A 25018-nucleotide genomic window follows, 5' to 3' on the forward strand; every position below is an offset into this window, starting at 1 on the left:
CGTTGGATTTGCTTCGCCGGCCGGCGTCACTCGCCTCGATTGCCGACGCAAACCGGGTTGGGTTGAAATTGCGGTTAAGCCGCCAGGCTTGCCCTGGCGGTGCGCGCGAGCGCCTGCGTTGCCTCGCCGACCGCCCTGCCGACGCGTTCATGGATCGCCTCGGAGGCGAGAGAGCCGTCGGCAAAGTCCTTGTCGGAAGCGTAGATCGCGGTCGGGATCGCCAATGCCTCGAAGAAGCCGAACAGTGGCCTCAACTGATGCTCCACCATCAGCGAGTGGCGTTCCCCGCCCCCGGTGGCGGCGAGGATGACGGGCTTGCCGCGAAGCGAGGAGGGATCAAGCAGGTCGAAGACGTGCTTGAAGAGGCCGGTATAGCTTCCCTTGAAGGTCGGCGACCCCACCACCAGAATGTCGGCTGCAAGCATCTGGCCGACGACATAGCGCGCTTCCGGTGCGAGTTCGTCGAGCCTTCTCGCAGGGGGCAGCGACGCCCCGAAGTCCTCGATATCGAAGGTCTGCGCCGACGCCCCTGCGTCGACCGCCAGCCGGTGGACGATATGGTCCACGAATGCGCGTGTCCTGGACGGACGCGTGATATTGCCTGAAATACCCACCACTCGTGTCTGCGGCATCGCTTTAGCTCCTCGTGAGATCCGTGCTCCTGTGATACTCATCAAAATCTATAATCTTAGTAGACTAAAGGAACGCCGTTCTATTCCCGATGCGCGAACAAGAAGACTTTGCTTTCGAGGCTTCCCTGGGGGAACAAAGCACCGGCCGCGGTGTTACCGCCAGACAAGTGCAAGACCGCCATGCATCTGCCCGACGCAACCTACCGTCTCCAATTCCGCAACGGGATGGACTTCGCAAAAGCCGTGGAGTTGATCCCGCACCTCGTCGGGCTCGGCATATCTCACCTCTACGCCTCGCCCGTTTTCACCGCGGTCCGAGGGTCAACCCATGGCTACGACATCGTCGACTACAACGAGATCGACCCGGACCTGGGTGGCTACGACGGATTTGTGCGGCTCGCCCATGCGCTGAAAGCCGAAGGACTCGGTCTCATTCTGGACATCGTCCCGAACCACATGGCCGCGCATCTCGAGAATGACTGGTGGCACAGCGTGATCGAATGGGGCCGCCTTAGCGAATTTGCCGACTATTTCGACATCGACTGGCGGGAGCCGCTTACGCTCCCCTTCCTCGGCCGGTCGTTTGAGGAAGAGGTCGCAGCCCGCAATCTGCGCCTTGCTTACGACCACGAGCGCCGCTGCCTGGCGCTCCGCTATTACGAGGCTCTCTATCCGCTCAATCCCGCCAGCTATGCGGCGATCCCGCGCAACGGCAATGCCGTGCTCGAAAGGCTCGCGGCTGCCGCCGGCACGGTCGAACGGAAAACCGCCGCACAGTTCCACGCGGAAATCGCCTCTGTCGTCGCGACGCCATCGCTCGCTGCCGAACTCGACCAATGTCTCGCCCGGTTCTCCGCAGACACACTCGACCGGCTGCATCGGAGACAATCCTGGCGGCTGATGAGCTGGCAGACGGCCCGGGACAAGCTCAGCTACCGGCGGTTTTTCGAGGTTGCCGGCCTCATCGGCATGCGCGTCGAAGATGACGCGGTCTTCACGGATACCCACCGGCTTGCGCTCGCCCTGGTCCGGGAAGGCCTGATCGATGGGCTCAGGATCGATCACATCGACGGCCTGGCCGATCCCAAGGGCTATCTCGACCGGCTCCGCCGGGAGGCCGGCGACGGCACCTATATCATCGTCGAGAAAATACTCGGCGAGAACGAAACGCTGCCGTCCGACTGGCCGGTCGACGGAACCACGGGCTACGAGTTCATATCGGCCCTCGCGGATCTCCTTTCCGACGACACTCCGTCTTCGTGGCTTTCGAGCGAGGAAAGGCGATCGGCGGCCGAAGAGGCGGTCACGGGATGCAAGCTTCAGGTCCTCAGCCGCAATTTCAATACGGAAGTCCGGCGGCTGACCGGACTGGCCGCTCGCTTCACAGGCGATGAGGATCCGGACCAGAACGAGCGGACCGGTGAGGCCATTTCCCAGCTGACGGCTGCACTGCCCGTCTATCGGACCTATGTCGGCGACCGGGGGGCCGGAGCGCGCGACAGCCGCATCCTCGACGCAGCCGCAGCGAAGGCAGCGGCACGCGCGCCCGCCGTCGGCGCCGAGATCGCAGCGATCGTTCCCGCACTCAGGCTGCCGTTCGACTCGGCCGACGGCAAGGTGCGGTCTGAATTCCGTACGCGCTTTCAGCAGTTGAGCGGCGCGGTCATGGCCAAGGCGGTCGAGGATACCTTCTTCTATCGGAGAGGCGATTATCTCGCGGCGAACGAGGTGGGTGCCTCCCCCTTATGGACGCCCGGCGGCGTCGGCCGCTTTCATGCGACGATGCAGGATCGCGCAAGCCGGATGCCGCACGGCCTGTCGGCTACTTCCACGCACGACACCAAGCGGGGTGAAGATGCGCGCGCCCGGCTCCACGTCATCAGCGAGGCACCGGACGTCTGGGCCGCAGCGGTGGACCGCTGGCACGGGATGAATGCGGAAAGCATGGGCCGACTCCCGGCCGGCGAGGAACCGGACGCTTCGGTCGAGCAATTCCTCTATCAGAGCCTGCTCGGTGCCTGGCCCATAGCGCCGCTCGGTGACGAAGACGACCTGATCTTTCTGCACGAGCGGATGCTCGATTTCGCCGTTAAGGCGCTGCGGGAGGCAAAGCTCAGGACAAGCTGGGACGATCCGAACGAGCGCTATGAAGCAGCGATCAAGGCCTTTCTCGGCGATCTCCTGGATCGCCGGAACCGGTCCTTCCTCGGCGATTTCGAGAAAACGGCCGCACCGTTCATCCATGCCGGCCTGATCAACAGCCTCTCGCAAACGCTGGTGAAGCTCACCGCGCCCGGCATTCCCGATATCTATCAGGGCAGCGAACGCGTCGACCTTTCCCTCGTCGATCCCGACAACCGCCGCGGCTTTTCACCGCGCCCCTCACCTTCCCGGCTGCCGCAAGCGCCGCCGATCGGCGATTTCGAGGACTGCAAGCAGACGCTGATCTCGATAGGCCTGAACTATCGCCGAGGGCGCGGCGCGGATTGTCTTGGAAGAGGCGACTATCGCGCGGTGCGCGTCGAAGGACCGGGCGCCCGTCACGCCGCCGTTTTCATGCGTCGCGGCAGGAATGGCTTTGCGCTCACAGTCGTCCCGCGGCTTGTCTTCGGCCAGACGGTCGACGGCCGCCTGTCCGTCCGTCCGGAACTGTGGCGAAACGCCTTCCTCGCCTTGCCCGAGGGCTGCCAGTTCAAGCCCATGTGCAATCTCCTGACCGGCGGCGTCACCGAGCCTCGACCTCTTCTTGCCGTGGCGGACATCCTGCGGGACTTTCCTGTCGCCTTGCTGGTCGAGGCGTGAGGGATCAACCTCACACCCGCCCCAGCCGCCGGACATTGCCGGCGAGCTCGGCGGCGAGCCTCAACGCGGCCGCCGTTGCGCCGACCATCTGCGGCAGGATCAGCCATTCGAGCGTCCAGGCGGAGCCCGACCGCTCCTGCTCGTGCACCATCGACTGGTGGATGGCGGAAATCTGCGTCGCGTTGAAGCGGGCAAGCGTCACCAGCACCTCCGCGGCGACCGGGTTCTGCTTGTGCGGCATGGCCGAGGAGCCGCCGCCGCCGGCAAGCACGATCTCGTCTCCCGCCTGCGCCATCAGCGCCACGTCCTGACCGAACTTGCCGAGGCTGCCGGTGACGAGCGACAGGAGGTGGGTGAAATCAGCGATCGGCAGGCGCTGGCTGTGCCATTGCGGGCAGTCGACCAGCGCGAGTTCCTCCGCCAGCGTCGCGCGGACGATGTCGGCCTTGCCCTTGAGCTTTTCGAGCGTGCCGGCGGCTCCTCCGAACTGCACCGTAAAAATGTCCGTTCCCGTGGCATCCAGCCTGTCCTGATGGTCGAACAGCGGCTCGATCCAGCTCCGCAGGCGGTCGGCCACTGTAATCGGGATCGCCGGCTGCATCCGCGTATGGGCGGTCAGCGTACGCTCGCCCCAGTGCCGCCCGCAAGCTTCGAGCGCCGTCACGACGTCGCCGATCCGGCCGGAGAAAAGTTCCGCGATCGCCTTCAGCCTCAGCATGAGGCTGGTATCGACCACGTCCTGGCTGCTGGCTCCGAAATGGACATGTTCCGCCGCCTCTTCGCCGACCGCCCGGCGCAATTGCCGCACGAGCTCGGGAACGACGACACCGTCGATGGCAGTTGCCCGGCGCATGGCGCCGACGTCCGGAGAGAAGCCACGGCATGCCTCGGCAATGCGATTGGCGGCCGCCTCGGGGATGACGCCGTGGCGCGCCTCGGCCCGCGCAAGCGCCGCCTCGAAGGCCAGCATGGCGCGAACATCCGCGACGACGGAGAATTCCGCCGCCACCGCCTCGTCTCCCAGAAGACCGGAAAGATAGGGGTGATCGAAGGCCGAATAGGTCATGCCGCATCTCCAGCTCTCGCGCCCTTCGATTTGAAGGGAGCCTCACACGCATGCGGCAACGCGGGGGCGGGCTGCCGAACGATCATATATCCAGGAAGACCGTTTCCTTCTCGCCCTGGAGATGAATGTCGAAGACATAATTAGGGGCCTGACCCGCCGCGACAAGCGTCTTGGCCCGGTGGCGGTGCTCGATGCGGGCAAGCAACGGATCTTCGGCATTCGCCGCCGCCTCGTCTGGGAAATACATGCGCGTGTGAAGGCCGATGTTGATGCCGCGCGCGACGATCCAGAAGCTGACATGCGGAGCCATCAGCCGGCCGTCGTGGAATGGAACGCGGCCCGGCTTCACCGTCTCGAAAGTGAAGACGCCGTCCTCGTCGCTCGTCGGTGAGCGTCCCCAGCCGGTAAAGTTCGGGTCCGCCGTACCGCGCAGCTCCGACGGGGAATTGTAGAGCCCGGCTGCGTCCGCCTGCCAGACTTCGAGAAGTGCGTCCCTGAGCGGCATTCCGGCGCCGTCGATGACGCGACCGGTCACGGTGATGCGCTGCCCGAGCGTCTTGTCGTTGACCATCGAAGCGCCGAGGTCGCCATCATATACGCCGCCGATGCCGCAGAAATTCGGCGTCAGGCCGATATGGACATAGGGCCCGGCGGTCTGCGACGCCGTTTCCTTGAGGGTGCCTGGATCCTGAACCATCGGTGCCTCCTCAATTCCCTTCCGGCCTGTTTTCGAAGAAGGTCGAGCGGCGGCCACGCAGCACGATGTCGAACCTGTAGGCGCGCGCATCCATGGGCACCGTGTTACCCCAGTCGAGAGCCGCGATCAGTTGCTCGATCGCCCGGCGGTCGGGGATCGTGCCGACGATCGGACATTTCCAGATCATCGGATCGCCCTCGAAATACATCTGCGTGATCAGGCGCTGGGCGAAACCGTGGCCGAAGACCGAGAAATGGATATGGGCGGGCCGCCAGTCGTTGACGCCGTTCGGCCAGGGATAGGCTCCGGGCCTGACCGTGCGGAACCAGTAACGGCCTTCCTCGTCGGTGATCGTTCTGCCGCAGCCGCCGAAATTCGGATCCAGCGGCGCGAGATAGCTTTCCTTCTTGTGACGGTAGCGTCCGCCGGCATTCGCCTGCCAGAACTCGACGAGCACACCCCGAACCGGATGGCCGCGTTCGTCGAGGACGCGGCCATGGACGATGATGCGTTCGCCGATCGCGCTTTCACCGGGACTGGCGAAGTTATGGATCAGGTCGTTGTCGAGCTCGCCAAGCATCGAATGGCCGAAGGCCGGGCCGGTGATCTCGGATATGGTCCCGTCGAGCGACAGCAGCGCCTTCTGCGGCGAACGCAGCACGGAGGTCTTGTAACCGGGCGCGAAGGCCGGCGGGTGCCAGGCGCGGTCGCGGGCGAAAAAGGCGCCCGTTTCGGGCTGACCCTTCCGTCTGCCATTTTGATTGTCGGACATCGTCCTTCTCCCTCGCCCCTATCGAGCAGCCGTGCCGGCATCCATTTCCGCGAAAACCTGCTTGACGATCTTGATAGCGTGATTGGCCGCCGGAACGCCTGCATAGATGGCAACATGCAGCAGTGCCTCGCAAATATCCTCGCGCGTCGCCCCGGTATTGGCCGTGGCGCGGACATGCATGGCCACCTCCTCGTCCTGTCCGAGGGCGGCGAGCAGGGCGATGGTGACGATCGACCGCTCCCGCTTCGTCCAGCCGGGACGCGACCAGACATGCCCCCATGCCGCCTCGGTGATCAGCTCCTGGAAAGGACGGTCGAAATCGGTCGATGCCGACTCCGCCCGGTCGACGTGATCGTCGCCTAGAACGGCGCGTCGCGTCGCCATTCCCTGTCGGTAGCGCCCGGAAGGCGCAAGGGCATCGCTCATGGTTTGCCTCCAGACAACACGGATCGGAAGAAGCGTTTCAGCACCGACGTCAAGGCTTCCGGCTGCTCGACGCAGGGGATATGTCCCGCTCCGCGGATCACTTCGAAGCGCGCGCCCGCAATGAGATCGGCCGTCGAGCGGACCAGGTCGGGCGGCGTCGAACCGTCCTGGTCGCCGACGACGCAGAGCACCGGAACCGCGATCGTGCCCGCGGCTTCCGTGAAATCGGCGTCGCGGATGGCGGCGCAGGTGCCGACATAGCCCGGCACCGGTTGACGGACCAGCATGTTGCGGTAGCCGGTGAAGGCGAGGTTTTCGGGTCGCCGGAAGGCCGGGGTGAACCAGCGTTCGAGCACGCCGTCGGCGACCGCCTCGATGCCATGCGCCTCGATCGCCGCGATGCGGGCGTCCCAGAACTCGGCGGTGCCGATCTTGTGGGCGGTGTCGGAAAGCACGAGCGCCCGCACGAGGTCGGGGCGGCGGCCGTAGAGCGATTGCGCGATGAGACCGCCGACCGAAAGTCCGCAAACAATCGCCTGTTTCACGGCGAGGCGATCGAGGAGCCCGGCGAGATCGGTCGCATGGTCCTCGATGGAATAGGGAACCTGGCCGATATCGGACAGCCCATGACCACGCTTGTCATAGAGCACGATGGCAAAATCGCCGGCCAGTCGGAGGACGACATCGCGCCAGATGCGGAAATCCGTGCCGAGCGAGTTGATGAAGACGAGCGCGGGCCTTTCCGTGACCGCGCCGACCACGCGATAGTGAATCGTGACGTCGTTGATGCGGGTGAATTGCACGGCAGCTCTCCTCCGTCGTCAAATTGGATGTTTCATCTGGTTAGGTAAAATGATATTTCGTGGCTTTCCCTTAACCAGAGGGTTATGCGATCCGTGATCGACGCTCGCGTTAAGTTTCGCCATCTGCAGACATTTGTCGAGGTCGCGCGCCAGAAGAGCGTGGTGAAGGCGGCCGAACTCCTGCATGTCACGCAGCCGGCGGTCACCAAGACGATCCGGGAACTCGAAGAGGTTCTGGGCGTCGCGGTTTTCGAGCGCGAGGGGCGCGGCATCAAGATCACGCGCTACGGCGAGGTCTTTCTGCGCCATGCAGGCGCCGCGCTGACGGCGTTGCGCCAAGGCCTGGATTCCGTCTCGCAGGAGCGGTCCGGCGAAGGCCCGCCGATCCGCGTCGGTGCGCTTCCGACCGTTTCGACCCGCATCATGCCGCGCGCCATCGCACTCTTCCTGAAAGAGAAGACCGGCGCACGCATCAAGATCGTCACCGGTGAAAACGCAGTGCTTCTCGAACAATTGCGCGTGGGCGATCTCGACCTCGTCGTCGGCAGGCTCGCCGCTCCGGACAAGATGACTGGCTTCTCGTTCGAGCATCTCTACTCGGAACAGGTGGTCTTCGCGGTGCGCGCCGGACATCCGCTCATCTCCGGCAAGCAGTCTGTGTTCGCGCATCTGAGCGACTATCCGGTGCTGATGCCTACCCGCGCCTCGATCATCCGCCCCTTCGTCGAGCATTTCCTGATCGCCAACGGCATCGCCGGCCTTGCGAACCAGATCGAGACCGTTTCCGACTCCTTCGGCCGGGCGTTCGTTCGCTCCAGCGACGCCATCTGGATCATATCGGCGGGCGTCGTCGCCACGGATATCGCGGATGGCGTGTTGGCGGCGCTGCCGGTCGACACGAGCGAGACGAGGGGACCCGTCGGGCTTACCATGCGGACCGACGCTATCCCGTCGCTGCCGCTCTCGATCCTGATGCAGACGCTGCGCGAGGCGGCCGGGACGGCGATGGCTGCGGAAGCAAAGGGGACGGCGTAGCACCGGGGAATTGAACCCCTCACCAACCCTAAAGAGCCGGCATTCCGGCGGGTCGAAGCGAGCGCTTCTGAGCGGCGATGCGGAAGGGCGCGTTGGCTGCGCCGTAGCCGCGATAGCCGGCGCGCCGCTCGACAATTTCGAAGAAGAAGCCTTCTCCATAGGTCGGGCCGTAGATCTGGAAATACTCGCCGTCTTCATCGCGGTCGTAGAGGATGCTCTCAGCCCTCAGTCGATCGACGAAGTCAGGTTCGAGCCCGAACCGCACCTCGATGTCGTCATAGTAGTTGCGCGAGATTGCCAATGGGCGAAAGCCGCTCCGGCGCATATGGTCGGCGGCTGCGAAGATATCGTCGGTGCGGAAGGCCACATGCTGGACACCCGAGCCAAAGCTCTCTGCTATGAAGTGGCCTGCCAGCGTGCGGTGGTTGTCCGCTCCGTTCAATGTCAGCCGGAGCGTCCCGCTCGCATTCTCCACGACCTGGCTGCGGATCAGACCGGCAGGATCGACGATATCGACCTCTGCCGATTTGTCGGCATCGAGGATGGACGTGTAGAAAAGCAGCCAGCTCGGGAGCTCCTCCGCCTGCATGGATTGCGCCACATGGTCGATGGCGACGAGGGGCGATGATCCCTGAGGCGCCTTTCCCGACCGGACGAACTCGCGCGACCAGACGTCGTCGGCCTCGTTCAGGAAATAGATCAAGCCGCCGCCGATGCCGCGGATTGCGGCCATCGCCCCCTCGCCTTCGTTTGCCTCGGCCCGGAATATTTCGGCCCCGAGCGCGGCCGAGCGTTCGACGGCGGCCGCGGCATCGGGCACTTTCAGGCCGATCGCATAGGCCGATGCCCCGTGCACCAGGTAGCTCGAATGAGCGAAGCCATGCTGCTCGGTGTTAATGACGATGTTTACGCCTCCACGATCGCGACCCTGGCGCCATAGCGCCACCGATTTCTCGCGATGTGAGGCAACCGCGTGAAAACCCATCGTTCCCAGAAGCGACCCGAGCGCCTCCGCCTCTGCCCGATCGGCGGTGAACTCCACGAATTCGACGCCCAGCACCTCGACGCGGTCGGGCATTGCCTCCGCGCTCTTCGCGACCGGTTCGCACCGCTTCACCCGATCCATCAGGTAGACCAGGGAACGATGTCCGTCCTCGGCGATCGCCCTGGGTGATCCGCCCCGGAACTGGTCGTTGAAGATTTCGAGCGATAGGGCGCCGTCATAGCCGGTCGCGGCGACAGCCTGCATGAAATCGACGACCGGAAGATCGCCTTCGCCGGGCATGTTGCGGAAATGGCGGCTGAGATAAAGCAGATCCATGTCGATTCGCGGCGCGTCCGCGAGCTGAACGATGAAGATGCGGTCCCCCGGAATGGAGCGGATCGACCGCAGGTCGATATTGCGCGACAGGGTGTGGAAACTGTCGAGGATCAGCCCGATATTCGGGTGGTCCGCCCGCCGCACGATTTCCCAAGCATCCCGATGATCGTTGACATGGCGGCCCCAGGCAAGGGCCTCGTAGCCGACGCGCAAGCCGCGCTTGGCCGCCCTCTCGCCCAGTTCCCGAAGGTCGTCGGCAGCGCGGTCGATACCGCCCAATGCGAGCGGGGAAACGCTGGAACAGACGAGCATCAGTTCCGTTCCAAGCTCCTGCATCACGTCGAACTTGCGCTCCGCCCGGTCGAAAGCACGCGACCGGTGCGGTTCCGGCAGACCTTCGAAATCGCGGAACGGCTGAAAAAGCGTCACCTCCAGCCCGTGATCGCCGACCATGCGGCCGACTTCCGCCGGCGAGCCGTCGAAGGTCAGGAAATCGTTCTCGAATATCTCTACGCCATTGAAGCCCGACGCAGCGACGGCGGCGAGCTTCTCCGAAAGAGTGCCGCTGATCGAAACGGTCGCGATCGAGGTCTTCATGCCGATCTCCTCTCGCCGGCCTCGTCCTTTGCCGGTCCGCGTGGCAGGGCCGGCTTGCTTCCGCAAAAAGGCGAAGCGTCGAAGCCTTGATGATGGTCACTTCCTACCTTTACCGCAAATACCGTTTTTTTCGTCCTCCATAACCTGTTGTTATGTATCTCGGCCGCCGCGCGAACGGCGGGTCGATTCATCCATGACGCGGCGCAGCGTCGTGACCAGCCGCTCGGCATAGCTGGAGAGCGCGGCGTCGGCGCGATAGGCGACATAGGTCTGGAACTCCGTATCCTCGCTGATCGGAATGACGGCCAGTTCCTGGTCGGCGATACCGCCCACGGTGAAGGCGTCGATGACCGCGATGCCGAGATTCCGCTTGACCAGCGCACAAACCGTCGTGCCGAAACGCGCCCTGATCGGGGTACGATATTCGAGCCTCTCCCTCTCGAATATGCCCGCGATGATCGCCCCGTAGGGATCGCGCGGGTCGATACCGATGAGCGGATGCTCGGCGATCTCGCGGGCGGAAATTTCGGTCCGGCCGGCAATCGGATGCTCCCTGGCGGCGATGCAGACGAGGTGCCCTTTGGACAGGGGCTCGAACGTGATCGAGGGATGGGTGAGATGATAGCTCATCGCGACCAGCTCTCCCTTGCCGAGCAACAGGTAATCGATCGCCTCCTCTATCCTCAGAATATCGAAATTGATGCGGATGTCCGGGTAGAGCCGCATAAGCCCGGCGATGGCCTGCGGCATCATTGCATTCGCAATGCTCGGCACGGAGCCGAGCGCGAGTTCCACACCTCGTCCTCGCTCCAACTGACGGATGGAAAATTGCAGGTCGTCGACCTTGCGATGGACCTCCTGGAGCTGGGCGAAGATGTCGCGCGCTTCGTCGGTCGGCACGTAACGCCCGGCTTTCTTGACGAAGAGCTTTATCCCCAGCGCGCTTTCGATATGCTTCATCGTCCGGCTGACGCCCGGCTGGGCGACATTCATCAGACGCGCCGCGCCGGCGATCGTGCCGGCGATCATCACCGCCCGGATCACTTCGATCTGGCGTAGCGTAAGCCCCATCGCACCCTCCCTGGCGGCTGCCTCACCGGCGGCAGTCGAGCAGAGCCGGTATCCGCGCGCAAGTAGCGTCCAGGGAGTTTGCGGCGGCCTCAAAACGGCAGCCCCACATAGTTCTCCGCGAGCGCGGTCGCCGCCGCGCGCGAGTGGGTGAGATAGTCGAGTTCCGCCTCCTGGATTCTCTGGTCGAAGTCGCTGGTCTCCGGAAAGCGGTGCAGCATCGTGGTCATCCACCAGGAGAAGCGCACCGCCTTCCAGACGCGGGCGAGTGCGCGGGCCGAATAGGCGTCGATGCCGGCATTCGAGCGGTCCCGATAGTGTTCGAGCAATCCCTCGAACAGATAGTGCACGTCGCTCGCCGCAAGGTTCAGGCCCTTGGCGCCGGTCGGCGGAACGATATGGGCGGCGTCACCCGCCAGGAACAGCCGGTTGAACCGCATCGGCTCGGCGACGAAGGAGCGGAGCGGCGCGATGGACTTCTCGAAGGAGGGACCCGTCACCACGCGCTCGGCGTGATGGGCGGGCAGGCGGCGGCGCAATTCGTCCCAGAAGCGCTGATCGTCCCAGTCCTCGATCTTCTCTTCCAGCGGGCACTGGATGTAATAGCGGCTCCGCGTGTGCGAGCGCATCGAACAGAGCGCGAAGCCGCGCGGGTGGTTGGCATAGACCAGTTCGTGGTCGACCGGCGGCACGTCGGCAAGGATGCCAAGCCAGCCGAAGGGATAGATTTTCTCGAAATTGCGGATGGCCCTTTCCGGCAGGCAACGTCGGCTGACCCCGTGAAAGCCGTCGCAGCCGGCAATGAAGTCGCAGTCGATGCGCTGCGCAATCCCGTCCTTCTCGTAGGCGACATGCGGTGTCCGCCCGTCGAAGTCCCGCGGCATCACGTTCGCCGCTTCGTAAATCGAGAGCGCCCCGACCCGTTCCCGATGGTCCATCAGGTCGCGGGTGAGTTCCGTCTGCCCGTAGATCATCACCCTCCTTCCGCCGGTCAGGCCGAAGAGGTCGATGCGATGGTCGCGCCCGTCGAAGGCGAGCGAGAAGCCGTCATGGGGGAGGCCCTCGGCATGCATGCGGGCGCCGCAGCCCGCCTCCTCCATCAGCCGCACCGTGCCTTCCTCCAGAACGCCGGCGCGCACACGGCCGAGAATGTGATCCTTGGTCGCGCGATCGAGGATCACATTGGCAATCCCCGCTCCCGTCAGCAATTGCCCGAGCAGGAGCCCCGAAGGCCCGGAGCCGATAATGACGACCTGAGTGCGCATGATTGTCCTCCCACTTCCCCCCGGGGAATTGCAGTTGACCGGCCGGTATCGGCACGCGAATTCTTTCCGCTATCGTACATCGCCGGCGGCTCGGCTGTAGCGCTTTGATCTGCTGCATGCTTTTTTCCGTCAATCGCGATACGATCGAAGGAAACATGAGGGGAGAGCAGTCGTGGCCGACGAAACACAGGCGCCGGAAACCAAGTTGACTTCCACGAAGCGCCGCTGGGCGGCCGACGGCAAGTTTCTCACCGGCCGCATTGCCCGTCCGGAGACGGACCGCCTGCCGCCCGGTCAGCATCTCGTCAGGGACTGGCCGGTTCTCGATCTAGGGCAGCAGCCGCACCTGACCCACGAGACGTGGCGGCTCGACGTCACCGGCCTCGTCGAGAACCCGCTCTCGCTCGACTGGAACGCCTTCCAGGCGTTGCCTCAGAGCGACAGCCTCTCCGACATCCATTGCGTGACGACCTGGTCGCGCTATGACAACAATTGGCGTGGCGTATCCACGCGCGATCTTCTCGATCGCGTCATGCCGAAGCCGGAGGCCGCCTTTGTCATGCTGACGAGCTTTGACGGTTACACCACCAACCTGCCGCTCGCCGACTTTGCCGCCGAGGATGCGATCCTCGCGACCGCCTGGGAGGGCGCGCCGATTACGCGGGCCCATGGCGGGCCGGTGCGCCTGGTGGTCCCGCATCTCTATTTCTGGAAAAGCGCCAAGTGGCTGCAGCGCATCGATTTTCGCGCGGCCGATTCGGCGGGTTTCTGGGAGCGGAACGGCTACCACATGCGGGGCGATCCGTGGCTCGAGGAGCGCTATTCCGGCGATTGACGCCAGCGCGGGATGAGTGTGGTTTTCCGTCCGGGATTGCGGAAAAGCAATTAGAGAGTGTCCGCGATTCGGAGAAAAACGGAAATGCTCTGACGCTCTCGTCTTCGACTGCAACTCGTGATTTTTGATGCTACAGTCCCCGGTTGAGGGGGGCGGTAACGCATCCCCGCGCCGAACTTGAAGCCAACATTCCTGTCCGGGAGGAAAGCATGCGCAGTCCCTGCCTGAAATCCCTGTCCATTACCCTGATCGTCGCGCTGAGTACGTTCTCGCCGCGGCCGGTCCTGGCGGCCTCGCCAGAGCCAGTCAAGGCCGAGCACGGCATGGTCGTGACCGCCCAGCATCTTGCATCCGACATCGGCGTCGAGGTCCTGAAGAAGGGCGGCAATGCGATCGATGCGGCGGTTGCGGTCGGCTATGCCCTCGCCGTCGTCTACCCGACGGCCGGCAACATCGGCGGCGGCGGCTTCATGACCATCCGCTTCAAGGACGGCAAGACGACCTTCCTCGATTTTCGCGAGCGCGCGCCTCTCGCCGCCACCAAGACCATGTATCTCGACGACAAGGGCGATCTCGTCGAGGGATTGAGCACCGAAGGCTATCTCGCCGTCGGCGTGCCCGGACCGGTCATGGGCTTCGAGTTCGCCCGCAGCCGTTACGGCACAAGGCCGCTGAAGGAACTGATCGATCCGGCGATCAAGCTCGCGCGTGATGGATTCGTGCTCGAACAGGGTGACATCGAGTCTTTCGACGGCGAGACCGAGCGGCTCGCCAGGGATCCGGCCGCCGCCGCCATCTTCCTGAAGCCGGACGGCAAGCCTTTTGCAGCCGGTGACCGGCTGGTCCAGACCGATCTTGCCGCTTCGCTTTCGAGCATTGCCGAAAAAGGCACGGACGCCTTCTATAAGGGCGCGATCGCCGACGCGATCGTCAAGGCGAGCACGGATAAGGGCGGCATTCTCGCCAAGGAGGATTTCGAGCGCTATCAGGTTCGCGAGCTCGAGCCGGTCAAGTGCAACTACCGAGGCTATGACATCGTCTCCTCGCCGCCGCCATCGTCAGGCGGATTGATCATCTGCGAGATTCTCAACATCCTCGAGGGCTACCCGCTCTCCTATCTCGGTTACGGCTCGGCCGAGACGGTGCATGCGATGATCGAGGCGATGCGCCATGCCTATGTCGATCGCAACACCGCGCTCGGCGATCCGGCCTTTGTCGAAAACCCGGTCGCAAAGCTCGTCGACAAGAGCTACGCGAAAGAAATCCGCGCCAAGATCGACCCCTTCAAGGCCGGCGTTTCCCAGGAGCTGATGCCGGCGGGCTTTACCGAAAGCAAGGAGACGACCCATTATTCCATCATCGACGACGAGGGGAATGCGGTTGCGGTGACCTACACGCTGAACGGCTCCTTCGGCGCGGGCGTCGTCGCGCCCGGCACGGGTATCCTCCTCAACAACGAGATGGACGATTTCACCGCCAAGCCGGGCACCCCCAATCTCTATGGCCTCGTGCAGGGCGAGGCGAATGCGATCGAAGCCGGCAAGACACCGCTCTCATCGATGAGCCCTACGATCATCTCGAAGGACGGCAAGCCCTTCATGGTGATCGGCAGCCCCGGCGGCGCCCGCATCATCACCATCACGCTGGAAGCGATCATCAACGTGATCGACCACGGCATGAACATCCAGGAGGCCGTCGACGCGCCGCGCGTCCACCATCAGTGGCTTCCGGACAAGGTCTTCATGGAGCCCTATGCTCTCTCGCCCGATACGCGCAAACTGCTTTCCGCCATGGGCCATGACGTTCAGGTCGACGAGAACTGGATGATCTGGGGTCAGGCAGCGGGCATCCTCGTCGGCGGCGAGAACGTTGCCGAGATCGAGGCGGGCGGCGGCGCCCGCTACAACGGCGCCGTCGACAGCCGCATCGGCGCAGGTGCGGCACGAGGATATTGAGGGCGATGGCTAAAGCGGGATGAGGAAAAATGCGTGCGGTTTTCCGCCCCCATCCCGCTCGTAGCCGGTCAATGGACAAAACATGCAGAGCTCAAAGGGCTACAGTGACCTTTGCTCGTCTCATAAGACGCGCGGCGCTGCAGGAAACTTTTCGGAGGGCTGCAATCTCTCCTCATCCTCATCTCTGTGCTTGTCACAGAGATCCAGCAGCGCCGCGTCTGCGGCGCGGAAGAGCCTTTCCAGCCCAAAGACTTGGGCTGGCTGGATTCCTGTGACAAGCACAGGAATGAGGGACCGGGGATACGTCACGCAATGAAAGGTTACGTCTACATTCTCGCATCGAAGCGAAGCGGGACGCTATATACGGGCGGGACCCGCGCCGCCTCGCTAACTTCACGGTTTATGAAGCGCGCCGAGGAACCGCACCCTCTCCACCCTCGCCCCTGTGCTCGTCACAGGAATGAGGAAATCAAACAACCCGCCGCGGGTATCCGATCTCAACACGCCTAGCGCAATACAAGCCGCAATGCGGCTTGTGTTTCCCTGAGCAGCGGCAGAAAGCGCTCGGCCATCTCGCGGGCCGGCACATGGGCGGCGGATGCGCCGATGTTCACGGCCGCGAGCACCTGCCCGCGATCATTGGCGACCGGTACCGCGATCGAGCAGAGGCCGAGCTCCAGTTCCTGGTCGATAACCGCATAGCCCTCGTCGCGAACCCGCCGCAATTCCGCCACCAGCTCTTCCGGGTCGGTTCTCGTCAGCGGTGTGTTCGCCTTCAAGTCGGAACGTCCGAGTATTTCGCGTGCCTCGGTCTCGGGTAGTGCGGCCAGCAACACCCGCCCCATCGAGGCGCAATAGGCGGGAAGACGCGAGCCGGGCGTCAGGTTGATCGACATCACCCGGCGCTGCGACGCGCGTGCCACATAGACGATCTCGGTCCCGTCGAGCACCGAGGCGGAAGCGCTCTGCCCGGCTCTTTCCGCGAGCTGGTCCAGGTAAGGCTGGACAATGGCCGGCAGCGGCGTCGCCGAAAGATAGGCATGGCCGAGCCTCAGGATCTTCGGTGTGAGCGTGAAGAACTTGCCGTCGTAATTGGCATAACCAAGCTGCGACAGCGTCAGCAGGCATCGCCTGACGGTCGCCCGGTCGAGCCCGGTGATCTTCGCGGCGTCGGCGATCGAAAGCCGCGGCTGCGCCTCGCCGAAGGCTTCGATCACCCTCAGACCGCGCGCAAAGCCGCTGACGAAATCCGTTTCCCGCATCGTGTCTCCCGCCGGTTTCTGGTCTGCGATTTTGTGCGACATACGAACAAATGTCAAATTTCGCACAAAAGAAATTGACGCCTGGGAGGAACAGGCGCTTATTCGGCTCGAACATCACTGGAGGAAAACGATGGCGCGGATAGTGTCTCTCGCCGAGGCGGTGGCGGAGAATGTCAGGGATGGCGATACGATGGCGATGGAAGGCTTCACGCACCTGATCCCCTATGCCGCGGGACACGAGGTGATTCGCCAGGGCCGGAAGGACCTGTTCCTCGTGCGCATGACGCCCGACATCCTCTACGACCAGTTGATCGGCGTCGGTGCGGCGCGGGGCATGAAGTTTTCCTGGGGCGGCAATCCGGGCGTCGGCTCGCTGCACCGCTTCCGGGATGCGGTCGAGAACCAATGGCCGCGGCCGATCGAGATCGAGGAACATTCGCATGCGGCCATGGCCAATGCTTATGAGGCGGGTGCCGCGAACCTGCCTTTTGCGTCCTTCCGCGGCTATATCGGCGCCGACCTGCCCAAGGTGAACCTCAATATCAGAAGCGTGACCTGCCCCTTCACCGGCGAGGTGCTCGCCGCGGTGCCTGCAATCCGCCCGGACGTCACGATCATCCATGCCCAACGCGCCGACCGCAAGGGCAACGTCCTGATCGAGGGGATCGTCGGCGTGCAGAAGGAAGCGGTGCTCGCCGCCAGGCGCTCGATCGTGACGGTCGAGGAGATCGTCGACGAACTCGACCCGCCCTCCCCCAATTCGGTGGTGCTGCCGGAGTGGGCGGTGACCGCCGTCGCGCATGTGCCGGGGGGCGCCTTCCCGTCCTATGCGCATGGTTACTATCCCCGCTCCAACGCCTTCTACATCCGTTGGGACGAGATTGCGCGCGAACGCGAGACCTTCAACGCATGGATCAGGGAGAACGTCCTTGCCGCCAAACCCGAGGACTTCGCCCGCCACGCCGCGAAGACAGCGGCCAAGGTTGCTTGAGGGGAAAGCGAAGAATGACTGATTTCACCCCCACCGAGATGATGACGGTCGCCGCGGCGCGCGCGCTTTCAAACGACGACGTCTGCTTCGTCGGCATCGGCGCGCCGTCAGCCGCCTGCAATGTGGCGCGGCTGACGCATGCGCCGGATATCACGCTGATCTATGAGAGCGGCACCGTCGGCACCAGGCCCGACGTACTGCCGCTCTCGATCGGCGACGGAGAGCTCTGCGATACCGCGCTTTTCACCGTCTCGGTGCCGGAAATGTTCCGCTACTGGCTCCAGGGCGGCCGGATAACCACGGGCTTTCTCGGCGGCGCCCAGATCGATCGTTTCGCCAATCTCAACACGACCGTCGTCGGCCCCTATGACCATCCCAAGGTGCGCCTGCCGGGAGGCGGCGGCGCGCCGGAAATCGCGTCCAATTGCGGCCGCATCTTCATCACCATGGCGCTGACGAAGCGCGGCTTCGTGGAGAGGCTGCCCTTCGTAACCTCCATGGGGCACGGCCAAGGCGGCAATCATCGGGAGCGGCTTGGATTGACGACCAGCGGCCCGACCCGCGTCGTCACCGACCTCTGCATTCTGGAGCCGGATGCGGAGACGAAGGAATTGACCGTCGTTTCCCTGCACCCCGGCGTCACCCGGGATCAGATCGCCGGAAATTGCGGCTGGCCGATCAAATTCGCGGAGACCGTCATCGAAACACCGGCACCGACCGAGACCGAGCTTGTCGTTCTGCGCGACATCAACGCCCGCACAAAAAAAGCCCACGAGGCCGCGGGAAGAGAGGCCACCTGATGCGCGAAGCCTATATCTGCGACTATATCCGCACTCCGATCGGCCGCTTCGGCGGCTCGCTCGCGTCGGTGCGCGCCGACGACCTCGGCGCCATTGCGCTGAAGGCGCTGATGGCCCGCAACAGGTCGGTCGACTGGGAAGCCGTCGATGACGTGATCTTCGGCTGCGCCAACCAGGCGGGCGAGGACAACCGCAACGTCGCGCGCATGTCGCTGCTACTTGCGGGGCTGCCCGTCGCCGTTCCCGGCACGACGATCAACCGGCTCTGCGGATCCGGCATGGATGCCGTGATTGCGGCCGCCCGGGCGATCAAATGCGGCGAGGCCGAACTGATGATCGCCGGCGGGGTCGAATCCATGTCGCGGGCGCCTTTCGTGCTGCCGAAGGCCGAGAGCGCCTTTTCGCGCAATGCCGAAATTCACGACACGACGATCGGCTGGCGCTTCGTCAATCCGCTGATGAAGGCACAATATGGGGTCGACTCAATGCCGGAGACCGGCGAGAATGTCGCCGAAGACCACAAGGTCTCGCGCGAGGACCAGGACGCTTTCGCCCTGCGCAGCCAGGCAAAGGCCGCGGCCGCCCAGACGAACGGCCGCCTTGCGAGCGAGCTCGTCCCCGTCACCATCCCCCAAAGGAAAGGCGAACCCGTCGTCGTCGACCGCGACGAGCATCCGCGCGCCACGACCATCGAAGCGCTCGCTAAACTCAAGGCACCCTTCCGGGAGGGCGGCACCGTCACTGCCGGCAATGCTTCGGGCGTCAATGACGGCGCTGCGGCGCTCATCATCGCCTCGGAGGAGGCTGCCAGAAAATATGGGCTGCGACCCATGGCCCGCATCCTCGGCGGCGCTTCGGCAGGCGTGCCGCCGCGCATCATGGGCATGGGACCGGTGCCCGCCTCGCAGAGGCTCATGACACGGCTCAGCGTGACGCAGGAGCGGTTCGACGTCATCGAACTCAACGAGGCTTTTGCCAGCCAGGCACTTGCGGTCCTGCGCGCGCTGGGAATCGCCGACGACGATCCCCGCGTCAACCGCAACGGCGGCGCCATCGCACTCGGCCATCCGCTCGGCATGTCGGGTGCGCGGATCACCGGAACGGCAGCGCTGGAGCTCGCCGAGACGGGTGGCCGCGCCGCGCTCGCCACCATGTGCATCGGCGTCGGTCAGGGCATCGCGGTGGCGCTGGAGCGGGTGTAGTTATCGTGTAATGCGAAATCCCGCCGGCGCTTCGACGGAAGAAGCCTCCTCGCTTGCGACATCGGCGACGGAAGCGCCGGGCGGCCCTTTCCAGAAATGATCCAGCATTCTGCTGACGGCGCCGTCCGACCCGGCGATGAGGGCGGTCACCGAGCCGTCGCTCTCGTTGCGAACCCAGCCGTCAAGGCCGAGCCTTTCGGCCTCCTCGCGTGTCCAGTCGCGAAAGCACACGCCCTGTACCCGTCCGGTAATTCTGACCAAAGCGGCCCTGCGGTCCTTCGTCATGGCGTTGGCCTCCTTTCCGCTTCGAATCTGGCGCATATGGCGGCTAAGGCAAGCGTCTTCCTGACGCTTCCGGCGCGGGACCCCGGTCCTTTCTTTTATCAGCCGGAAAAAATTTCATTTTCGGCCTTGAAGATGCTGCACTGCAGCATTATTATATAACTGTCGATGGAACACTCCTCCTCCCAGTTCCATCGCGGGATCGGCAACCCTCCTCCTCCCAGTTGCCGGTCAGGATCGAAAGCCCGGCGCACCTCCTCCCGCGCCGGGCTTTCTCTTTCAGCCGAGGCGTCGAGCCAGCGCAATCCCGAATTCCGTTATCCCTGCAAGACCAGACCGCGGTAAGATCCGAAACATGGCCGGCACATAGCTGGGAACATTTCCGGAGATGGGGCATCCAATATCCGAGAAGGAGCCCGACCATGCCTATCGCTGAAACCGAGCTTTGCCTGAATGCGCCGCCACCTGCGCAGGACCTCTCCCGTTTCCGCGCGATCATGCAGGCGCATAACCGCAAGCTCTACCGGATCGCCCGGAGCATCCTGCGCAACGACAGCGATGCGGAAGACGTGCTGCAGGAGGCCTATGTCCGTGCCTTCACGCGCTTTGAGGGTTTTCGCGGCGATGCGGCGATCACGACCTGGCTCGCCCGGATCGTCATCAACGAGGCGCTCGGCCGCCTGCGGAAAAAACGGCGGCTGATGAAACTTGCCGAAGATTTGCGGCAGTCGCAAGAGGCGGAGATCATCGCCTTTCCCCTCAACTCAGGCATCGGCGATCCGGAAAAGACGATGGCACAGCGACAAATCCTCGACCTCGTCGAAAGGCTGACGGACGATCTCCCGGACACCTACCGCACCGTATTCGTACTGCGCGTCATCGAAGGGCTCGACAACGACGAGGCGGCCGCCCTGCTTGGTCTCAAGCCTGAAACGGCACGCACAAGGCTGCACCGGGCGCGCCGCATCCTGAAAGAGCAGCTGGAGCGGCAGATCGGCCCGGTTCTGCTGGATGCTTTTCCTTTCGCGGGAAAGCGCTGCGAGCGTCTGACCGAGTCCGTTCTTGCCCGCATTTCGCCTCGGTCGCCGGAAACAGACGGAAAATAGCGGGAACGCTTCGAGCCGCGAAGCATCCAAAGCGTGGCGTTCAAACACGCTTTGATCTTCGAGGAAAGGAACATCCCATGACCATCAGACTGACGACCGCAACGGCCGTGATCGCCCTCCTTTTCGGCGCCGGCGGGGCACTCGGCAACGACAAGCCGACCGACCCGCAGATCGCCCATATCGCCTACACTGCCGGCGTGCTCGATATCGAAGCCGCCAAACAGGCGATCGCGACGTCGAAGAACGAGACCGTCGTCGAATTTGCCGAGAGCATGCTGCGCGACCACGAGTCGGTTAACGAGCAAGCCCTCGATCTCGTCAAGAAGCTCAACGTCACGCCTGAGGACAACGATACGAGCAAGACCCTCTCGCAAGCGGCCGAGGCGAAGCGGCAGGAGCTGGCGAAGCTCAAGGGCGAGGAATTCGACAAGGCCTATATCGCGCATGAGGTCGCCTACCACAAGCAGGTCAACGGCGCGCTGGAAACGCTGCTGATACCGTCGGCTCAGAATGCAGAACTCAAATCGCTGCTCAAGACCGGGCTTAAGCTGTTCCAGGGACATCAGCAGCATGCCGAACACGTCGCGGCCGAATTGAAGTGAGACCGCGATGTTCATGACGCGAGCGGCAACTGTCTTATTTTCGATGGGAGCGGCCGTCGTGGCCACTCCTTCTCAGGCCGAAACCATCCGTGTGACGATCGATCGCCTCGTCTACCTGCCCGTGGAGATCGAGGCGAAGGTGGGCGACGAGGTCGAGTGGATCAACAAGGATGCGCTCGTCCACACGGCGACCGTCAAAGGCGGCGCGGACGTGCTTCTGCCGGCGAAGAAATCCGGCCGGCTGGTGCTTCAGGAGGCGGGCAGCTTCGATTATATCTGCCGCTACCATCCCAACATGAAGGGCCACATCACCGTGCGGCCGTGACCCGCAGCTCCCTCCCGCCCGTAGGCGGAGGGAGCTGAAGCAACCGACAACTCAGTCCAGATCGTCGCTTTCCGGCTTCGGCGCATTGTCGCGGTTGCCGTAGATGATCTCGCGCTTGCCGACATGGTTCGCCGGGCCGACGAGACCGTCCTTCTCCATCCGTTCGACCAGCGAGGCGGCGCGGTTATAGCCGATGCCGAGGCGGCGCTGGATATAGGAGGTCGAGCACTTCTTGTCCCGCAGCACCACTTTCACCGCCTGATCGTAGAGCTCGTTGCCGTCTTCGGCGGCGATCGCGCTCTTGTCGAACACGGCGCCCTGATCCTCCTCGACCTCTTCCTCCTCTTCGTCCGCCGTCACCGTCTCGAGATATTCCGGACGCCCCTGCGTCTTCAGATGCGCGACCACATGCTCGACTTCCTGATCGGAAACGAACGGACCGTGGACGCGGGCAATGCGGCCGCCGCCGGCCATGTGCAGCATGTCGCCCTGGCCGAGAAGCTGTTCGGCCCCCTGCTCGCCGAGGATGGTGCGGCTGTCGATCTTTGAGGTCACCTGGAATGAGATGCGGGTCGGGAAGTTCGCCTTGATCGTGCCGGTGATGACGTCGACCGAGGGACGCTGGGTCGCCATGATCAGGTGGATGCCGGCAGCACGCGCCATCTGCGCAAGCCGCTGGATCGCCCCTTCGATCTCCTTGCCGGCGACCATCATCAGGTCGGCCATCTCGTCGACGATGACGACGATATAGGGCATCGGCGAAAGGTCCATTTCCTGCTGCTCGAAGAGCGGCTCGCCGGTGCCCTTCTCGAAACCGGTCTGCACCGTCGCGAGGATCGGCTCGCCTTTTTCCCGCGCGGCCGCCGCGCGCTGGTTGTAGCCGTCGATGTTGCGCACACCGAGCCGCGACATCTTGCGATAGCGGTCCTCCATCTCGCGCACCGCCCATTTCAGCGCCATTACGGCCTTCTTCGGATCCGTGACGACGGGGGTAAGCAGATGCGGGATGCCGTCATAGACGGAGAGTTCGAGCATCTTCGGATCGACCATGATGAGCCGGCATTCTTCCGGCTTCAACCGGTAGAGCAGCGACAGGATCATGGTGTTGATCGCCACCGATTTGCCCGAGCCGGTGGTGCCGGCGACGAGCAGATGCGGCATCTTTGCGAGTTCGGCGATCACCGGTTCGCCGCCGATCGTCTTGCCGAGGCAGAGCGCAAGCTTGCAGCCGGTCTTCTGGAAATCGCCGGATTCGATCAGCTCGCGGAAATAGACGGTTTCGCGCGTGGCATTCGGCAGCTCGATGCCGATGACGTTGCGGCCGGGCACCACCGCGACGCGGGCAGAGAGCGCCGACATCGAGCGGGCGATATCGTCGGCCAAACCGATGACGCGGGAGGACTTGACGCCCGGCGCGGGCTCGAATTCGTAAAGGGTGACGACAGGGCCGGGGCGGACATGGATGATCTCGCCCTTGACGCCGAAATCCTCGAGCACGCTTTCGAGCAGTCCGGCATTCTGCTCGAGCTGCTCCTGCGTCATGAAGAAACCCTGGCCTTGCGGCGGCTCCTGCAGAAGTTCCTTCGAAGGAAACTCGTAGGCGTCGCCGCCCTGCAGCGGCTCGATGGCGCCGATCGGCGGCAGAGACGGCGACGAACGCTGTATCACGGCCGGCATGGTGATCGCCGCCCTGGTCACCGGCACTTCGGGAGGCGGTTCGCTTGCGGGCACGACGGCGGGCACGATGGGTTCGGCCGGTTCCGAAGCGGGTGCTTCGGCTATAACCGGGGCGGCTGTCTCGATGACGGCCGGCTCAGCGGCAAGATCCTGCGGCGCGGCCGAAGCCGGTTCGGCAGCGGCGGGCTCGGGCCGCCGGCATTCCACCACCCGGAACAGCGAGCTTATCGCCGTGGGCGGCTGCGGCCGGATTTCGACAGGCGTCGCGGCGGCGATCTTTGGTGGCGAGACCTTCGGCGCGGCTGCGACCGGCGCGCGAAGGTGCGCGGCTTCCTTCACAGGTTCCGCGGCAGCCGGCGGAACAGCCGCCGCTTCGAGCGGCATGAACTCGAAAAACGCAAAATCGGATAGATAGGCCAGATGCGCTTCTGCCTGCCGGGGCACATCCTCCTCCACTCCGGCACTCCGGGGCGCAAGGTTCGCAACGGGCGGTGCATGCGGAACCACAGGCACCTCGTCCGCTACCGGCAGGGCAGATGGCGTTTCAGGAGTGGCGGGCTCTTCCTCCGTCACGGCCGCGCTTTCGGTGGTTGCCGGTTCGGTGGTGCCCGCTTCCGGCGCCGGCGAGCGTGCAGCGCTCCAGGAGGGCAGCTGCTGCGTCAGCACCCGAAGGAGCTCGGACGGACTGTAGGACGGCAGTTCCGTTTCGACCACCGACGGAGCGGGCTCGGATGCTTCCGCCGCGGCTTCGTCGGCCTCAGCCCGGCTTTCTTCTGGCGCCGGCGGGTGACGCTTCATGAGTTCGCGCTCGGGCGTGCGCGTGAAGCGCACGTTCGGCGACAGGAAGAAATGGCTCTCCCAGCTCGGCTCGCCGGATAGGCCGGTGATCTCGGCAAGCGTGGGAAGCGGATCGCGCGTAGAGACGGTAACCTCGGCCGGAGCATAGGCGGAGCCATGACCGTAGAGGCGCGCGGCGCGTCCCGCATAGCCTGTCTCCTGGTCCCGATGGCCAGGCGCGCGCCGCGGCGCTTCCGGTGCTTCGAACAGATGGTCGTGAGCGGCCGCCTCAGGCGCCGAAGCGTCCGCGGAACCTTGCGCAACCGGATGCGGGTCCTCGAAATCAACCGCGTGATTTGCGTCATACAAAGCTGCAGGCGAGAAATTTGTCCGGGGAATGCGCATGGCCTGAAAACTCGAAATTCATCATCGAAGGGGCTGCCCTACGGAATAGGAAATGAAGGTTAACAACTTCCTTCCGGGAGCCTCGCCGGAAGGGCGCCGGGCCGCCTTGAAAACCCTCCCGAGTGCTGTTCCGTGCTCGCGGCGCAAGGCTTTCCCGCGCTTTGGCGATGCAATTCCGTTCCGTTCAATTTCTGTTTCAGCTGTGGAAAATTTCCGATCCGCGGGCTCTGCATTTACAATCACGGAGCAGCGAACGCCTGCCGCCGTTCCGAAGGTCCGGAGCGGGTATGCGTTCGCGATCAGGCCATAGTGAAG

At 64.0% G+C, this 25018-nt stretch carries 23 protein-coding genes; 10 read left to right on the forward strand and 13 right to left on the reverse strand.

All coding sequences use genetic code 11. The features are described from left to right. Positions 1-74: 74 nt before the first annotated feature. Positions 75-632, reverse strand: coding sequence for an FMN reductase (msuE, locus tag ACTJKL_RS06175; protein WP_275599460.1), 558 nt, complete (start codon positions 630-632; stop codon positions 75-77). Positions 633-812: 180 nt separating this feature from the next. On the opposite strand from msuE, the gene ACTJKL_RS06180 reads away from it, so the two are divergent. After that, a complete protein-coding gene (locus tag ACTJKL_RS06180) occupies positions 813-3434 on the forward strand; it encodes a malto-oligosyltrehalose synthase (RefSeq protein ID WP_440852454.1) in 2622 nt (873 codons plus the stop codon). A 10-nt stretch (positions 3435-3444) separates the two neighbouring features. On the opposite strand, the gene ACTJKL_RS06185 is transcribed toward ACTJKL_RS06180, so the two are convergent. The 5 genes from ACTJKL_RS06185 to pcaD all read right to left on the reverse strand — a co-directional run bounded on the left by ACTJKL_RS06185 (position 3445) and on the right by pcaD (position 7198). After that, positions 3445-4500 carry a 3-carboxy-cis,cis-muconate cycloisomerase gene (locus tag ACTJKL_RS06185; RefSeq protein ID WP_440852455.1) on the reverse strand — a complete coding sequence of 352 codons (1056 nt, stop codon included), beginning with the start codon at positions 4498-4500 and terminating at the stop codon, positions 3445-3447. An 82-nt stretch (positions 4501-4582) separates the two neighbouring features. Further along, positions 4583-5197: a protocatechuate 3,4-dioxygenase subunit alpha gene (pcaG, locus tag ACTJKL_RS06190; protein ID WP_440852456.1), complete on the reverse strand. Its 615-nt coding sequence runs from the start codon at positions 5195-5197 to the stop codon at positions 4583-4585. 10 nt (positions 5198-5207) lie between these two features. Then, the gene (pcaH, locus tag ACTJKL_RS06195; protein WP_440852457.1) at positions 5208-5969 is read right to left on the reverse strand and encodes a protocatechuate 3,4-dioxygenase subunit beta; all 762 of its coding nucleotides are present in this window, start codon (positions 5967-5969) and stop codon (positions 5208-5210) included. 18 nt (positions 5970-5987) lie between these two features. Further along, a complete protein-coding gene (pcaC, locus tag ACTJKL_RS06200) occupies positions 5988-6395 on the reverse strand; it encodes a 4-carboxymuconolactone decarboxylase (RefSeq protein ID WP_018096140.1) in 408 nt (135 codons plus the stop codon). Beyond that, positions 6392-7198 (reverse strand): 3-oxoadipate enol-lactonase, encoded by an 807-nt coding sequence (gene pcaD / locus ACTJKL_RS06205; protein ID WP_379936973.1) that lies wholly within the window; start codon positions 7196-7198, stop codon positions 6392-6394. The genes pcaC and pcaD overlap by 4 nt, the downstream gene beginning before the upstream one ends. Positions 7199-7291: 93 nt before the next feature. On the opposite strand from pcaD, the gene pcaQ reads away from it, so the two are divergent. Next, entirely contained in the window at positions 7292-8233 is a 942-nt protein-coding gene (pcaQ, locus tag ACTJKL_RS06210) for a pca operon transcription factor PcaQ (protein ID WP_440852458.1), read from the forward strand. Positions 8234-8261: 28 nt separating this feature from the next. Here the strand turns inward: pcaQ and ACTJKL_RS06215 are convergent, their stop codons facing one another. From ACTJKL_RS06215 to pobA, 3 genes are all read right to left on the reverse strand, one after another. After that, positions 8262-10151: a bifunctional sugar phosphate isomerase/epimerase/4-hydroxyphenylpyruvate dioxygenase family protein gene (locus tag ACTJKL_RS06215; protein ID WP_440852459.1), complete on the reverse strand. Its 1890-nt coding sequence runs from the start codon at positions 10149-10151 to the stop codon at positions 8262-8264. A gap of 150 nt (positions 10152-10301) precedes the next feature. Further along, positions 10302-11222, reverse strand: coding sequence for a LysR family transcriptional regulator (locus ACTJKL_RS06220; RefSeq protein ID WP_440852460.1), 921 nt, complete (start codon positions 11220-11222; stop codon positions 10302-10304). A gap of 89 nt (positions 11223-11311) precedes the next feature. Continuing rightward, entirely contained in the window at positions 11312-12484 is a 1173-nt protein-coding gene (pobA, locus tag ACTJKL_RS06225) for a 4-hydroxybenzoate 3-monooxygenase (protein WP_440852461.1), read from the reverse strand. 172 nt (positions 12485-12656) lie between these two features. Here pobA and ACTJKL_RS06230 point away from each other — a divergent pair, with 172 nt between their 5' ends. Together ACTJKL_RS06230 and ggt are read left to right on the forward strand one after the other, a co-directional pair. Beyond that, positions 12657-13319, forward strand: coding sequence for a sulfite oxidase-like oxidoreductase (locus ACTJKL_RS06230; RefSeq protein WP_100671208.1), 663 nt, complete (start codon positions 12657-12659; stop codon positions 13317-13319). A 209-nt stretch (positions 13320-13528) separates the two neighbouring features. Beyond that, entirely contained in the window at positions 13529-15274 is a 1746-nt protein-coding gene (gene ggt, locus ACTJKL_RS06235; protein ID WP_411926538.1) for a gamma-glutamyltransferase, read from the forward strand. A gap of 506 nt (positions 15275-15780) precedes the next feature. On the opposite strand, the gene ACTJKL_RS06240 is transcribed toward ggt, so the two are convergent. After that, on the reverse strand, positions 15781-16536 hold the full coding sequence (locus ACTJKL_RS06240) for an IclR family transcriptional regulator (RefSeq protein ID WP_440852462.1): 756 nt from the start codon (positions 16534-16536) through the stop codon (positions 15781-15783). A 130-nt stretch (positions 16537-16666) separates the two neighbouring features. On the opposite strand from ACTJKL_RS06240, the gene ACTJKL_RS06245 reads away from it, so the two are divergent. From ACTJKL_RS06245 to pcaF, 3 genes are read left to right on the forward strand one after another with little or no spacing between them, the layout of a single operon-like run. Continuing rightward, positions 16667-17527 (forward strand): CoA transferase subunit A, encoded by an 861-nt coding sequence (locus ACTJKL_RS06245; protein WP_440852463.1) that lies wholly within the window; start codon positions 16667-16669, stop codon positions 17525-17527. A 14-nt stretch (positions 17528-17541) separates the two neighbouring features. Further along, positions 17542-18327 (forward strand): CoA-transferase subunit beta, encoded by a 786-nt coding sequence (locus tag ACTJKL_RS06250; RefSeq protein WP_440852464.1) that lies wholly within the window; start codon positions 17542-17544, stop codon positions 18325-18327. Further along, complete coding sequence (gene pcaF, locus ACTJKL_RS06255; protein ID WP_440852465.1) at positions 18327-19529, forward strand: 3-oxoadipyl-CoA thiolase; 1203 nt, start codon at positions 18327-18329, stop codon at positions 19527-19529. Before ACTJKL_RS06250 ends, pcaF begins: the two co-directional genes overlap by 1 nt. On the opposite strand, the gene ACTJKL_RS06260 is transcribed toward pcaF, so the two are convergent. Beyond that, positions 19530-19814 (reverse strand): acylphosphatase, encoded by a 285-nt coding sequence (locus ACTJKL_RS06260; protein WP_440852466.1) that lies wholly within the window; start codon positions 19812-19814, stop codon positions 19530-19532. 98 nt (positions 19815-19912) lie between these two features. Continuing rightward, positions 19913-20116, reverse strand: coding sequence for a hypothetical protein (locus tag ACTJKL_RS06265; protein ID WP_440852467.1), 204 nt, complete (start codon positions 20114-20116; stop codon positions 19913-19915). A 117-nt stretch (positions 20117-20233) separates the two neighbouring features. Between ACTJKL_RS06265 and ACTJKL_RS06270 the strand changes: the two genes are divergently transcribed. The 3 genes from ACTJKL_RS06270 to ACTJKL_RS06280 all read left to right on the forward strand — a co-directional run bounded on the left by ACTJKL_RS06270 (position 20234) and on the right by ACTJKL_RS06280 (position 21844). After that, positions 20234-20917, forward strand: a complete 684-nt coding sequence (locus ACTJKL_RS06270; RefSeq protein WP_440852468.1) for an RNA polymerase sigma factor — start codon at positions 20234-20236, stop codon at positions 20915-20917. A gap of 77 nt (positions 20918-20994) precedes the next feature. Next, positions 20995-21519: a DUF4142 domain-containing protein gene (locus tag ACTJKL_RS06275; protein WP_440852469.1), complete on the forward strand. Its 525-nt coding sequence runs from the start codon at positions 20995-20997 to the stop codon at positions 21517-21519. Positions 21520-21526: 7 nt separating this feature from the next. Then, a complete protein-coding gene (locus ACTJKL_RS06280; RefSeq protein WP_100671194.1) occupies positions 21527-21844 on the forward strand; it encodes a cupredoxin domain-containing protein in 318 nt (105 codons plus the stop codon). A gap of 51 nt (positions 21845-21895) precedes the next feature. On the opposite strand, the gene ACTJKL_RS06285 is transcribed toward ACTJKL_RS06280, so the two are convergent. Next, on the reverse strand, positions 21896-24703 hold the full coding sequence (locus tag ACTJKL_RS06285; protein WP_440852470.1) for a DNA translocase FtsK: 2808 nt from the start codon (positions 24701-24703) through the stop codon (positions 21896-21898). Positions 24704-25018: the final 315 nt, after the last annotated feature.

It is taken from the genome of Sinorhizobium sp. 22678 (genome assembly GCF_052044265.1).
Lineage (GTDB): Bacteria > Pseudomonadota > Alphaproteobacteria > Rhizobiales > Rhizobiaceae > Sinorhizobium > Sinorhizobium meliloti_A.

Excerpts from the sequence above, each read along its gene's own strand:
- ACTJKL_RS06275 (WP_440852469.1), top strand. The coding sequence starts at position 20,995 with ATGACCATCAGACTGACGACCGCAACGGCCGTGATCGCCCTCCTTTTC.
- ACTJKL_RS06215 (WP_440852459.1), bottom strand. The coding sequence starts at position 10,151 with ATGAAGACCTCGATCGCGACCGTTTCGATCAGCGGCACTCTTTCGGAG.
- pcaC (WP_018096140.1), bottom strand. The coding sequence starts at position 6,395 with ATGAGCGATGCCCTTGCGCCTTCCGGGCGCTACCGACAGGGAATGGCG.
- pcaG (WP_440852456.1), bottom strand. The coding sequence starts at position 5,197 with ATGGTTCAGGATCCAGGCACCCTCAAGGAAACGGCGTCGCAGACCGCC.
- ACTJKL_RS06285 (WP_440852470.1), bottom strand. The coding sequence starts at position 24,703 with ATGCGCATTCCCCGGACAAATTTCTCGCCTGCAGCTTTGTATGACGCA.
- ggt (WP_411926538.1), top strand. The coding sequence starts at position 13,529 with ATGCGCAGTCCCTGCCTGAAATCCCTGTCCATTACCCTGATCGTCGCG.
- ACTJKL_RS06220 (WP_440852460.1), bottom strand. The coding sequence starts at position 11,222 with ATGGGGCTTACGCTACGCCAGATCGAAGTGATCCGGGCGGTGATGATC.
- ACTJKL_RS06270 (WP_440852468.1), top strand. The coding sequence starts at position 20,234 with ATGCCTATCGCTGAAACCGAGCTTTGCCTGAATGCGCCGCCACCTGCG.
- pcaH (WP_440852457.1), bottom strand. The coding sequence starts at position 5,969 with ATGTCCGACAATCAAAATGGCAGACGGAAGGGTCAGCCCGAAACGGGC.
- ACTJKL_RS06280 (WP_100671194.1), top strand. The coding sequence starts at position 21,527 with ATGTTCATGACGCGAGCGGCAACTGTCTTATTTTCGATGGGAGCGGCC.
- pobA (WP_440852461.1), bottom strand. The coding sequence starts at position 12,484 with ATGCGCACTCAGGTCGTCATTATCGGCTCCGGGCCTTCGGGGCTCCTG.
- ACTJKL_RS06185 (WP_440852455.1), bottom strand. The coding sequence starts at position 4,500 with ATGACCTATTCGGCCTTCGATCACCCCTATCTTTCCGGTCTTCTGGGA.
- pcaF (WP_440852465.1), top strand. The coding sequence starts at position 18,327 with ATGCGCGAAGCCTATATCTGCGACTATATCCGCACTCCGATCGGCCGC.
- ACTJKL_RS06245 (WP_440852463.1), top strand. The coding sequence starts at position 16,667 with ATGGCGCGGATAGTGTCTCTCGCCGAGGCGGTGGCGGAGAATGTCAGG.
- msuE (WP_275599460.1), bottom strand. The coding sequence starts at position 632 with ATGCCGCAGACACGAGTGGTGGGTATTTCAGGCAATATCACGCGTCCG.
- ACTJKL_RS06240 (WP_440852462.1), bottom strand. The coding sequence starts at position 16,536 with ATGCGGGAAACGGATTTCGTCAGCGGCTTTGCGCGCGGTCTGAGGGTG.
- ACTJKL_RS06180 (WP_440852454.1), top strand. The coding sequence starts at position 813 with ATGCATCTGCCCGACGCAACCTACCGTCTCCAATTCCGCAACGGGATG.
- ACTJKL_RS06250 (WP_440852464.1), top strand. The coding sequence starts at position 17,542 with ATGACTGATTTCACCCCCACCGAGATGATGACGGTCGCCGCGGCGCGC.
- ACTJKL_RS06260 (WP_440852466.1), bottom strand. The coding sequence starts at position 19,814 with ATGACGAAGGACCGCAGGGCCGCTTTGGTCAGAATTACCGGACGGGTA.